Below are 10321 nucleotides of genomic sequence, written 5' to 3' on the forward strand. Positions count from 1 at the left end.
GCCAGCGGCAGTGGTTGCTTTTCATGGCCTGCGGCAGGCGCGGTGCTTTGTTTGGAAGACGGAGGCGGTGGCGGTTGTTGGCCGAGGGCCGCCGAAGGGCCTATGCGCGCTCCCCGAGCCAAACCTTCCGCAGCCAACTTGCCAGGTCTGGCCATGTCTCTTGCGAGTAGCCGTTGTGCGTCCAAAACCTGACGACCCCGGCCGGGTCCAAGCAGTAAAAATCCGCGTTGTCCTCGCAGATTGGCAACCACTCTCTCGGAACACCGAGTGCACGAGCGCTTGCGACAACTCCTGGCAGGTAGGTGTGGGAACCGGGCTCACAGACTGTCGCAGGCTCCAAGGTGCCGAGGGTTATGTCGCTGGCCTCAAGCAGGAATCGCCGATAGTCATCAGGGAATGACATGCCGACTTGCCGCTCAGAGGCGGCAACCTCCGTGGGCGTCGGCAGGCGGAGCGGGAGAGGCATGAGCTCATTTTGCGCACGCAGCTCGGCCAGTACGGCACTGAGGATGGTCATTTGCACTCCGCTAGGTTTCCCAAATCAGCGCGCCCGAACCTGTCGTTTGTCGAGGGCCGCTCCTGGCCGCCACAAGCCATTCATTCAAGAAGCGCAAATCGGCCGACTCGCGACGCTCATGCCGCGAGCTTCAACGGCCTGATTTCCTTGGCGATGGCCTTGCCCGCAGCGCTCTCTGCAATACGAAGGTCATACGCGGTCTGCAGGTTCAGCCAGCCTTGTGCCTCGCTGCCGAAATATCGCTCCAGCCGCAAGGCGGTATCCGCAGTCACGCCGCGCTCACCCTTGGTGATTTCGCTGAGGCGCGAATAGGGCACATGCAGGGCCAGGGCAACCGCGCGAACACTGACGCCCATGGGCTTGATGTAGTCCTCCAGCAGAACTTCGCCCGGGTGGACAGGACGCATGCCGTTCTTGAACATGATGCACTCCATTGCAATTCAGGATGTCTAGGGCGGGTCGCGTCAGTGCGGGTCTTCGATGATCACGTCGAAGGGGCCGCTGCTGCCCCACTTGAACGTCAACCGCCACTGGTCATTGATTCGCACATGCCAAGCGCCGTGATATTCCTTCAGGTCGTTGCCAGGCGGCGCCTTCATGAAATTCAGTGCCGGCGCCGCGTCGAGCTGGGCCAGCTTGCGCTCAGCCGCAGTTTTGATGTTTGCAAAGCGACGGCTCTTCCCGGTCGTGAACAAGGCCTCCGTGTCGGGGCACGCAAAGGACTGGATCGCCATGGCGGGAGGTTATCCGTTAACCGGATAACGGTCAATCTTGTCGATGCTCGCGCCTGGACGAGGCGGGCCTCGACCGGGCCAACCACCGGGCGCAATTTGGTTCCGGGGTGAGGCCGCACAGCTGGTATCAGCGCCGGAAATAGGCGTCCACGCCAATCAGCGTCTCGGCCAGGATCTGGCTCCAATAGTGGAAGCTGTGACCGCCCGCGTCCTCGCGGTAGTCGGGCGCCTGGCCCCGCTCGCGTAGCGCGGCGACGAGAGCGCGGTTCGTCGGGAGCAGTTCGTCCCCGCGGCCGCAGCGCATCACCAGCTCGACCGGCAAGCCGGCGCGGCGCAGTTGCTCGACCAGCTCGGGCGGGTAGTAGCCGCTCAGCGCATAGGCCAGGCCCCAGCGCTGCGGTGCCGCCAGCGGCAGCCGGACGGCTCCGGTGCCGCCCATCGACATGCCCGCGATGGCCGATTGCGCCCGCGTCGGCGCCAGGCCGTAGCGGGCTTTCAGCCACGCCGGCAGCTCGTCGACGATGAAGCGCTCGGCCGGACCCTCGTAGCGCCGGCCGTTGCTGCTCGGCATGACGATGACCAGGGGCCGGATGCTGCCGGCCGCGATCAGCCGGTCGGCATAACGCTCGATATGACCGGTACGCCACCACTGGTCGGCATCCATGCCGCCGCCGTGCAGCAGGGTCAGCACCGGCAGCGGCTGGCCGCGCTCGAAGCCCGGTGGCAGATAGACGTTGACCTTGACCGTCTCGCCAAAGGCCGCCGACGGCACCTGCCAGGCCTCGACGCGCCCGCCACCGGCAGCCAGCGGCGTCCACGCCCCCTCGCCGACGAAGAGGAAGGAATGCTGGCCGCCCCGGCCGTCTGCATCATGGTCGGACGTGGCCGAGTCGGGCACCCAGCGGCCGTCGACGACGAACTTGTAGAGCCACTGGCCCGGCGCCAGGTCCAGGCGCGTCCGCCAGACGCCGTCGGCGCCACGCGCCATCGCCTGCTTGTGCGCATCCCAGTCCGTCATTTCGCCTGCCAGGTCGACCCGGCGGGCCTCAGGCGCCGCAAGGGCGATGGTGACGGGGTCGGCCCGCAAGCCCGTTGCGCAGCATAGGGCGAGGCAGGCGGTCAGGCGGGAAATCAGCGGGCGTTTCATGGGGCGTGCAGCAGGTCGGATCGGGCAGGATCCTTGAGATCAACGGCGTTCAAGACGGCGCTTGATCGCGAAAAGGATTCAACAGCTTGACACCGCTGGCTCGGAAATGCCGCACGTTTCTCGTGACCACCGTCAAGTCGTGCACCAGCGCGATGGCCGCGATCTGCTTGTCGAGTTCGTGCTCTGGATGCGGCACGCGCAAACGGCCCCACACCTGGGCAGCGTCCGCGTCGAAGGCAAGGATCAGATCCGCGTAGTCGTGGAGGACGGTGTGCATCCAATGCTCCAGCAACCCCGCTTGCGGCTCATCGCCGCGATGGCGGATCAGCTCGATGCCTCTACGCAGTTCGCCAATGGTGACGACCGACAGGTACAGCGCCTCATCCCGAGCTGCCGCCGCGCGCAAGAACGCCAGGACGCCTGGATCGGCGCGCTCGCGCTTGCGCGCCTCGCTGATCACGTTCGTGTCAATCAAATACATCCGGGGCTTCCGCAGCGCTGTCGACGCGCTCGAAATCGCTGTCTTCACCGACGTCGGGAATCGCCGCCAGCACCGCGGCAAGGGATCGTTTCCGAGGCCGTCGCAGTGCCGCCGCCAGGATCTCGCGATGCTCCGCCTCCGCACTGCGGCCATGCGCGACCGCACGCTCCTTGAGCGCCGTGACCAGCGCTTCGTCGATTCCTCGCACCAACAGGTTTGCCATATCTGCCAGCCTCCAATTGCTATCAATGATAGCAATCTGCAAGTGCGCGTGGTGATCGACGGCATGGGCCGATCAGCACACGCCAGGCCACCTCACCCCACCTCGTGGCACACCGCCTCGATGTTGTTGCCATCCGGATCGAGCACGAATGCGCCGTAGTAGCTGGGGTGGTAGTTGGGCCTCAAGCCCGGCGGGCCGTTGTCCGTGCCGCCGGCCGCGAGGGCGGCCTTGTGGAAGCCGTCCACCGCCGCGCGCGTGGGCACGCGGAAGGCGATGTGGACCGGCGGCTGGATGGGCCGGCCCTGGCGTATCCACAGATCAGACCCATCGGCATGGCAGAAGCCCGCGCTGGGCGACTGGCCCGCGGCGGCGGCGGGCAGTTCCACCAGGCGCGAATGGCCGGTCGGCGCGAGTGCGGCCAGGTAGAAGGCCTTGCTCTTCGCGTAGTCGCCGACGGTGAGGCTCAGGTGGTCGATCATCTTGCCTCCGAAGGGTCAACTCACCACACCTTGCAGCGCTCCGCCGCCGGCTTCACGAGCTTGGCGCCGGGCTTGCAGGCGAAGGCCTTCTCGAATTCCGGCATGTTGACGACGACGCCGTTGATGCGCCACCTGGCCGGCGAGTGCGGGTCGATCCTGGCGTGCACGCGCAGCGCCTCGGGGCGGGCGTCGGCGCAGTCCCACTGCGCGAAGCCGACGAAGAAGCGCTGCTCGGGCGTCATGCCGTCGCGAAGAGCCGTCGATGGGCCGCCCCGAGCCGGCTCAGCCCCCGTGGGGGGCAGCGGCGTACCCGCCGCGTGGGGGTCCGAGCCCTCCAGCGTCTTGCCGGTCATGTGCATCTTCCAGGCTTCCCAGGCGAGGATGAGGCCGCCCAGGTCGGCGAGGTCTTCGCCCAGCGTCAGCCTGGAGTTGATCCTGATGTCGTCGACGACGGTGTAGCCGGCGTACTGGTCGGCCACGCAGGCCGCGCGGCGCTCGAACTCCTTGCCGTCCTTCGGTGTCCACCAGTTCTTCAGGTTGCCCTGGGCGTCGAACTGGCGGCCCTCGTCATCAAAGCCGTGGGTCAGCTCGTGGCCGATGGTGCCGCCGGTGTTGCCGTAGTTGGGCGCCTCGTCCAGGCGCGCGTCGTACAGCGGCGCCTGCAGCACGCCGGCCGGGAAGTTGATGTCGTTCATCTGCGCGTCGTAGTAGGCGTTCACCGTCTGCGGCGTCATGCCCCACTCGCCGCGGTCGACGGGCTGGCCGATCTTGGCCAGGCGGCGCCGGGCCTCGAACGCATTGCCGGCCACGACGTTGCCGAGGAAGTCGCCACGCTGCACGGCCAGCGCCGAATAGTCGCGCCAGCGCTCGGGGTAGCCCACCTTGTTGACGATGGCCTTGAGCTTCTGCTGGGCGCGCGCCTGGGTCTCGACGCTCATCCAGGCCAGGCTGGCGATGCTGCGCGACATGGCGGCCTCGATCTCGTCGGTCATCTGCACGGTGGCGGCCTTGAGCTCGGGCGTGAAGTTGCGCGCGACGAACTCCTGGCCCAGGGCCTCGCCCATCTGCAGGTCGACGAGCTGCACGCAGCGCTTCCAGCGCGGCTTGATCTGCGGCTGGCCGGTCAGCGTGTGGCCGTAGAAGTCGAAGTTGGCCTGCACGAAGCCGCTGTCCAGTGCGTTGCTAAGGCTGCTGGCCAACTGCCAGCGCAGATAGGTCTTCAGGTCGGCCAGGCCCATGCCCTTCAGGCGCGCGGCGAAGGCCTTGAAGAAGGCCGGCTCGGTGACGTTGTAGCGCACCTGGCCGGCCGGCGTGCCCAGAGCGGCCTGGAAGGCGGCCCAGTCGAAGCCGGGCGTCAGGGCCTGCAGGCCGCGCGCATCGACGACGTGGAAGGTCTTGTAGGGGTCGCGCTTGTCGACCTTGCTCAGCGACGCCCTGGCCAGCACGGTCTCGGTGGCCAGCACGCTGCGCGCGGCGGCCTTGGCGGCGGCGGGTGCGTCGCCGAGCAGCTCGAAAGTGCGGGCCATATGGGCCTCGTAGGCGCTGCGGATCTTCAGCGTCTTGTCATCGCGCTTCAGGTAGTAGTCACGGTCGGGCAGGCCCAGGCCGCCTGCGCTGGCGAAGGCGATCTGGCGCGTCGCGTCGGCAAAGTCCTGGCCGGCGCTGAAGCCGAAGAAGAGGCGGTCATTGCCGGCGGCGAGCTGCAGCCCGGCCAGCAGGGCCGGCAGCGCCTGCTTGTCCTGCAGCGCCGCGATGCGGTCCAGCGTCGGCTGCAGCGGCCTCAGGCCGGCAGCCTGCACGGCGCCCTCGTCCATGCAGGCGGCGAAGTAGTCGCCCAGCTTGGCCTGGGTCGGGCTGCGCCCGGTGGCGGGGTCGCCGAGCTTGTTCAGCACGCCCCAGAGGTAGCGCTGGTTCTCGTTGGCCATCTTGGCGTAGACCGACCAGCGCGACTGGTCCGCCGGGATGGGGTTGTGCCGGCTCCAGGCGCCGCAGGCATAGCGGTAGAGGTCTTCGCAGGGGTCGGCACTGCGGTCCATGGCCGTCACGTCCAGGCTGGGCGTGTAGGGCAGCGCGTCCAGCGGGCCCTCCGCGGCGGCCGGGTCGGCGGCATGGGCATGGAGCGCAGCGGCCAGCAGGGCCGGCAAGAGCAGTCGTTTCATCGCGGGCGGGAGAGATTTGAAGTGGCGCGATTGTGGGTGCTGCGCGCGCCCCGGCCATTGGGCATGCCCGCGGTCGGGGGATGTGGCGCGCCAGCCCTCGGGCGGCTCAGCGCGCCTGCTGGATGCGCACCATATTGCCGGCCGGGTCGCGCACGCCGCAGTCGCGCACGCCATAGGGCTGGTCGGTCGGCTCCTGCACGATGTCGGCGTCGGCCGCCTGCAGCTTCTGGAAGGTGGCGTCCAGGTCACGGGTGGCGAGCAGCACCATCGCGAAGCTGCCCTTGGCCATCATCTCGGCGATGGTGCGCTTCTCGGCGTCGGTGACGCCGGGCGTGGCCTGCGGCGGGTAGAGCACGATGGACGTGCCGGGCTGGCCTTGGGGGCCGACGGTGATCCAGCGCAGGCCGTTGTAGCCCACGTCGTTGCGCACCTCGAAGCCCAGCGCGTCGCGGTAGAAGGCCAGCGAGGCCTCGGGGTCGCTCTGCGGCAGGAAGCTCGAGTGGATGGTGATGTCCATGGTTGCTGTTTCCTTGGGAGGAGCACGGGAAAGCCGTCGGAGCCAGTCTAGGTTTGGCGCCGTTACGGCGCTTCTCGATTCCTGATCAGTTGCGGACGGGCCGCGTCACCTGCCTGGACACGCAGGACGGCATGCCCTCGGTGGCGCCCGCCGCGTCGCGCCGGTAGACGCTGGGCGGCACGCCCACCAGCGCGGTGAAGCGGGCGCTGAAGCTGCCCAGCGACGCGCAGCCCACCTCGAGGCAGACCTCGGTGACGCTGAGGTCGCCGCGGCGCAGCAGCGCCATCGCGCGCTCGATGCGCCGCGTCATCAGATAGGCGTAGACCGATTCGCCATAGGCCGCGCGGAACTGGCGGCTCAGGTGGCCGGCCGACATGCCGATGCCGCAGGCCAGCGCCTCCACGTCCAGCGGGCGGGCGTAGTCGCGGTCGATGCGGTCGCGCACGCGGCGCAGGCGGGCGAGGTCGCGCAGCTGGGTGTCGACGGCTGGAGCGGGCATGGGCGCGAGGATATGCCGGCCCTGATACCAGTTGGCAATCGCTATCCTGCCGCCTCCCGATGGAGGTGGCGATGAACAGCAAGTGGATGGTGCTGGCCGTGCTGACGCTGAGTCTGGCCGGTGCCCGGGCGGCGCCCGACGACGCGGCGATGGACTGGGTGCGCGCCCAGATGAAGCCGATGACGGCGGCCACGCCGGACGCGCTCGGCGATGCGCAGCTGCAGGCCTTCGGCGACGCGGTCGGCGAGGCCCGCGTCGTGGCCCTGGGCGAACAGACCCACGGCGGCCGCCAGGAGTTCGAGCTCAAGACCCGGCTGCTGCGCTATCTGCACGAACGCAAGGGTTTCGACCTGCTGCTGCTGGAGAGCGGCGTGTTCGACGTCGCGCTGCTGCAGCAGGCCATGCGGCGCGGCGACAAGCTCGACGCGCTGGCGCCGGGCAATGTCTTCTATATGTACGCCAACAGCGACGCCGGCCGCGGCCTGCTGCGCTATCTGGACGAACAGCAGGCGGGCCCGCGGCCGCTACTGCTGGCGGGCATCGACAGCCAGCTCAGCGGTGCGCTCAGCCGCAGCGAACTGCTGCCGCGGCTGCGCGCCCGCCTGCCGGGCGACGGCGCCGGCTGGCCGCTGTTCGAGCGCCTGGCCGGCCGGCTGATGCAGCTGGACCGCTCTCCACCGCCCGCGGCCGAGCAGCGGGCCTTCGACGCGCTGGCCGGCCGGCTGCACGCCACGCTGTGCGCCGTCGGCGGCGACGCGCTGCTGTGCCGCAGCCTGGCCGGCCTGCAGACCCAGGCCGCCAGCCTCTGGCGCGGCGACTACCAGCGCGACCATGCGATGGCCGACAACGTCCTGTGGCAGCTGCGCGACCTCTACCCCGGCAGCAAGGCGGTGATCTGGGCCCATATCGGCCATCTGGCCCGCGGCATGAGGATCGACGCCCGGCATCGCTACGCCGGCGACATCCTGGGCGAGAAGCTGGGCCGCGGCTACTTCGTGCTGAACCTGACCGCGCTGCGGGGCAGCTTCGTGGACTACGCGTCGGGCGAGGTGCAGGCCATCCCGCCGGCCCTGCCGCGCAGCGTCGAAGCGGCCCTCGCGAACGACCCGGCCGGCTTCGCCTTCCTGCACGCACCGCAGCGGCTCGCGGCCAGCCTGGCGGCGCGCGGCATGGACTTCGGCTACGCCCTGCCCGCGGACGCGGGCACAGGCCTGGGCGCGCAGTGGGACGGCCTGTTCTACATCCGCGACATGGCGCCGGTGAAGATGCAGCGTTGAGCTTCAGCGCTTGGCGTCGGCAGCCGGGCAGGCCCTGGCCGCGGCCAGGCCTTTCAGATAGCCGCGCCGCACGCCGCCGGCCACGATGGCCGCGCTGACATGGCGGGCATAGCGCTCCGCGCCGCTGAGCTTGCGCACCCAGCCGCGGAAGGGGATGACGCCCTCGGCCGTGCGCTGCAGCGCGCCGGTGGCGGCATCCTCGCCACGGTCCAGCAGGCCGGGGTTGGCGCCACTGACGGGTGCGTCGATGTCGGGGCCGAGGACTTCGTCCAGCGCATGGATGCCCGCCGCCAGGCCCGCGCAGCTGGCGTCGGCCGGCGGCGCATAGGGCGCCGCGGCGGCGGCCTTGAGCACGTCGGGGATGTCGGCGCGCACGACGTTGAGGTCGCTCAGCGGCGTCGTGGCCGCGGCCGCGACCTTGTCCTGGCTGGAACTGGCGCAGGCGCTCAGCACGAGGGCGGCGGCGACGGCGAGGGGGAATGGGTGTAGGCGCATGGCCCGCGGATCATCTCAGGCTCTCGCCGGGAAGGACGCGCGACGCGACGGGCGAGGTGCTTTTTCACCCGCCCCATCGCATTCAGCTACTCGCGCGCACGACGAGCTCGAAGCCGAGGTCGAGCTGCTGCGCCGCCGGCGCCTCGCCGCGCAGGCGCGCCAGCAGCAGCTCCGCCGCGCGCAGGCCGACCTCGGCGCGTGGCGTGCGCACCGTCGTCAGCGGCGGCGCCGTGTAGGCGCTCTCGGGCAGGTCGTTGAAGCCGGCGATGGCGATGCCGCCCGGCACGGCGAGCCCCAAGCGCGCGGCCGCCAGCAGCGCGCCGTGGGCCAGGTCGTCGTTGTTGAAGAAGATCGCATCGACGGCCGGCCGCAGCGCGCTGATCTGCTCGAACATGCGCACGCCCAGGGCCACCGACGACGGCGCCGGGTCGCGCCACTCCAGCCGCTCGTCGTGGCAGCCGGCCTCGACGAGGACGCGGCGCCAGCCCTCCAGGCGCTGCAGCGTGCGCGGGTCGAGCTGGGCGGCGGCGAAGGCGATGCGGCGATGGCCGCGCGCCAGCAGATGCCGCGTCATCGCGGCGGCGGCGTCGAGCTGCGAGAAGCCGACGCTGCAGAGCCGGGGCTCGGGCGTCGTCTCCATCATGTAGACGCAGGGCAGATCCTGCTCGGCCAGCATGCGGCGCGTTGCGGCGGTCTGCGCGAGGCCGCACAGCAGCAGGCCGGCCGGCCGGTGCAGCAGATGCTCCCGCACCAGCTGCTCCTCCTCGGCCGGGTCGTAGTGCGTGACGCCGATCAGCGTCTGGAAGCCCGCGCCGCGCAGTGCCTGCTGGGCGGACTCCAGCAGCTCGACGAACAGCCGGTTGGTCAGCGACGGGATCAGCACGGCGACGTGGCTGCTGCGCCGCGACGCGAGCGCGCGCGCGGCGGGGTCGGGCACATAACCGATCTTCTGCGCGGCTTCCTGCACGCGGCGGACCAGTTCGGCGTCCACGCGGCGTTCGCCACGCAGCGCGCGCGATGCGGTCATCGGGCTGACCTCGGCGACCCGGGCCACGTCGGCGAGCGTCGTGCGGCCCGTCGCGCGAGGGGAGCGGGGGGTTGCAGGCTTCTTCATCTAGGCAAAACCCCGAATGACGGGTGCTCGTCGTCCATTTAGGATAGCGCTATCCAGATTGGGTCATGAAAGTTGTTGCCATCTTATGCCGGCAATTTCAATATGCGCCCCATTTTTCCAACGAATGAGGTAGCGCTACCCAGGAGGCAAGATGCTGTCAGACCATCCGGGCGCGGGCGCCCCGCCGCTGCGCCTCGTCGTCATGGGAGTGGCCGGCTGCGGTAAGTCGACGCTGGCCCAGGCCCTTGGCGCCGCGCTGCGGCTGCCGACCATCGAGGGCGACGACTTCCACCCGCCGCGCAACCGCGAACTGATGCGCCAGGGCATCGCCCTCACCGACGCCGACCGCGCCGGCTGGCTGGCGGCCCTCGGTGCCGAACTGGCCCGCCACGCGAGCGGCGCCGTGCTCAGCTGCTCGGCGCTGAAGCGCGCCTACCGCGACCGGCTGCGCGACGCCGCACCGGGCCTGCGCTTCGCCTATCTGGCGCTGGACGAGGCCACCGCGCTGGCACGCGTGCAGTCCCGCGCCGGCACGCACTACTTCAACCCCGGCCTGGTGCGCAGCCAGTTCGAGACCCTGGAAGCCCCGGACGGCGAGCCCGGCGTGCTGAACCTGGACGCCACGCAGCCCGTGGCGGCCCTGCGCAACGCGGCGCTGAACTGGCTCGCGCGAGCCTAG

The 10321-nt window shown here is 69.9% G+C and carries 14 protein-coding genes; 2 read left to right on the forward strand and 12 right to left on the reverse strand.

Features of this window, described 5'->3' with window-relative positions:
- Window positions 1-100: 100 nt before the first annotated feature.
- The 10 genes from NYP07_RS24085 to NYP07_RS00220 form a co-directional block, all read right to left on the reverse strand.
- A complete protein-coding gene (locus tag NYP07_RS24085; RefSeq protein WP_378989776.1) occupies window positions 101-517 on the reverse strand; it encodes an SMI1/KNR4 family protein in 417 nt (138 codons plus the stop codon).
- Window positions 518-633: 116 nt separating this feature from the next.
- A complete protein-coding gene (locus tag NYP07_RS00180) occupies window positions 634-939 on the reverse strand; it encodes a HigA family addiction module antitoxin (RefSeq protein WP_268146105.1) in 306 nt (101 codons plus the stop codon).
- Between the two features lie 42 nt (window positions 940-981).
- Complete coding sequence (locus NYP07_RS00185) at window positions 982-1251, reverse strand: type II toxin-antitoxin system RelE/ParE family toxin (protein ID WP_268146107.1); 270 nt, start codon at window positions 1249-1251, stop codon at window positions 982-984.
- A gap of 127 nt (window positions 1252-1378) precedes the next feature.
- Window positions 1379-2398: an alpha/beta hydrolase gene (locus NYP07_RS00190; RefSeq protein WP_268146109.1), complete on the reverse strand. Its 1020-nt coding sequence runs from the start codon at window positions 2396-2398 to the stop codon at window positions 1379-1381.
- Between the two features lie 49 nt (window positions 2399-2447).
- Window positions 2448-2879, reverse strand: a complete 432-nt coding sequence (locus NYP07_RS00195) for a type II toxin-antitoxin system VapC family toxin (protein ID WP_268146111.1) — start codon at window positions 2877-2879, stop codon at window positions 2448-2450.
- On the reverse strand, window positions 2866-3102 hold the full coding sequence (locus NYP07_RS00200) for a FitA-like ribbon-helix-helix domain-containing protein (RefSeq protein ID WP_268146113.1): 237 nt from the start codon (window positions 3100-3102) through the stop codon (window positions 2866-2868). Before NYP07_RS00200 ends, NYP07_RS00195 begins: the two co-directional genes overlap by 14 nt.
- A gap of 92 nt (window positions 3103-3194) precedes the next feature.
- Entirely contained in the window at window positions 3195-3581 is a 387-nt protein-coding gene (locus tag NYP07_RS00205; RefSeq protein ID WP_268146115.1) for a VOC family protein, read from the reverse strand.
- 20 nt (window positions 3582-3601) lie between these two features.
- Window positions 3602-5740 carry a M13 family metallopeptidase gene (locus NYP07_RS00210; RefSeq protein WP_268146117.1) on the reverse strand — a complete coding sequence of 713 codons (2139 nt, stop codon included), beginning with the start codon at window positions 5738-5740 and terminating at the stop codon, window positions 3602-3604.
- 106 nt (window positions 5741-5846) lie between these two features.
- Entirely contained in the window at window positions 5847-6257 is a 411-nt protein-coding gene (locus NYP07_RS00215) for a VOC family protein (protein WP_268146119.1), read from the reverse strand.
- An 85-nt stretch (window positions 6258-6342) separates the two neighbouring features.
- Window positions 6343-6756, reverse strand: coding sequence for a helix-turn-helix transcriptional regulator (locus tag NYP07_RS00220; RefSeq protein WP_268146120.1), 414 nt, complete (start codon window positions 6754-6756; stop codon window positions 6343-6345).
- Between the two features lie 71 nt (window positions 6757-6827).
- Between NYP07_RS00220 and NYP07_RS00225 the strand changes: the two genes are divergently transcribed.
- A complete protein-coding gene (locus tag NYP07_RS00225; RefSeq protein ID WP_268146122.1) occupies window positions 6828-8033 on the forward strand; it encodes an erythromycin esterase family protein in 1206 nt (401 codons plus the stop codon).
- Between the two features lie 3 nt (window positions 8034-8036).
- Here the strand turns inward: NYP07_RS00225 and NYP07_RS00230 are convergent, their stop codons facing one another.
- Both NYP07_RS00230 and gntR read right to left on the reverse strand, forming a co-directional pair.
- A complete protein-coding gene (locus NYP07_RS00230) occupies window positions 8037-8528 on the reverse strand; it encodes a hypothetical protein (protein ID WP_268146124.1) in 492 nt (163 codons plus the stop codon).
- 82 nt (window positions 8529-8610) lie between these two features.
- Window positions 8611-9642, reverse strand: coding sequence for an HTH-type transcriptional regulator GntR (gene gntR / locus NYP07_RS00235; RefSeq protein ID WP_268146126.1), 1032 nt, complete (start codon window positions 9640-9642; stop codon window positions 8611-8613).
- 151 nt (window positions 9643-9793) lie between these two features.
- Between gntR and NYP07_RS00240 the strand changes: the two genes are divergently transcribed.
- Complete coding sequence (locus NYP07_RS00240; RefSeq protein ID WP_268146128.1) at window positions 9794-10321, forward strand: gluconokinase; 528 nt, start codon at window positions 9794-9796, stop codon at window positions 10319-10321.

It is taken from the genome of Pelomonas aquatica, from assembly GCF_026712205.1.
GTDB lineage: Bacteria > Pseudomonadota > Gammaproteobacteria > Burkholderiales > Burkholderiaceae_C > Pelomonas > Pelomonas aquatica.

Excerpts from the sequence above, each read along its gene's own strand:
- NYP07_RS24085 (WP_378989776.1), bottom strand. The coding sequence starts at position 517 with ATGACCATCCTCAGTGCCGTACTGGCCGAGCTGCGTGCGCAAAATGAG.
- NYP07_RS00180 (WP_268146105.1), bottom strand. The coding sequence starts at position 939 with ATGTTCAAGAACGGCATGCGTCCTGTCCACCCGGGCGAAGTTCTGCTG.
- NYP07_RS00185 (WP_268146107.1), bottom strand. The coding sequence starts at position 1,251 with ATGGCGATCCAGTCCTTTGCGTGCCCCGACACGGAGGCCTTGTTCACG.
- NYP07_RS00190 (WP_268146109.1), bottom strand. The coding sequence starts at position 2,398 with ATGAAACGCCCGCTGATTTCCCGCCTGACCGCCTGCCTCGCCCTATGC.
- NYP07_RS00195 (WP_268146111.1), bottom strand. The coding sequence starts at position 2,879 with ATGTATTTGATTGACACGAACGTGATCAGCGAGGCGCGCAAGCGCGAG.
- NYP07_RS00200 (WP_268146113.1), bottom strand. The coding sequence starts at position 3,102 with ATGGCAAACCTGTTGGTGCGAGGAATCGACGAAGCGCTGGTCACGGCG.
- NYP07_RS00205 (WP_268146115.1), bottom strand. The coding sequence starts at position 3,581 with ATGATCGACCACCTGAGCCTCACCGTCGGCGACTACGCGAAGAGCAAG.
- NYP07_RS00210 (WP_268146117.1), bottom strand. The coding sequence starts at position 5,740 with ATGAAACGACTGCTCTTGCCGGCCCTGCTGGCCGCTGCGCTCCATGCC.
- NYP07_RS00215 (WP_268146119.1), bottom strand. The coding sequence starts at position 6,257 with ATGGACATCACCATCCACTCGAGCTTCCTGCCGCAGAGCGACCCCGAG.
- NYP07_RS00220 (WP_268146120.1), bottom strand. The coding sequence starts at position 6,756 with ATGCCCGCTCCAGCCGTCGACACCCAGCTGCGCGACCTCGCCCGCCTG.
- NYP07_RS00225 (WP_268146122.1), top strand. The coding sequence starts at position 6,828 with ATGAACAGCAAGTGGATGGTGCTGGCCGTGCTGACGCTGAGTCTGGCC.
- NYP07_RS00230 (WP_268146124.1), bottom strand. The coding sequence starts at position 8,528 with ATGCGCCTACACCCATTCCCCCTCGCCGTCGCCGCCGCCCTCGTGCTG.
- gntR (WP_268146126.1), bottom strand. The coding sequence starts at position 9,642 with ATGAAGAAGCCTGCAACCCCCCGCTCCCCTCGCGCGACGGGCCGCACG.
- NYP07_RS00240 (WP_268146128.1), top strand. The coding sequence starts at position 9,794 with ATGCTGTCAGACCATCCGGGCGCGGGCGCCCCGCCGCTGCGCCTCGTC.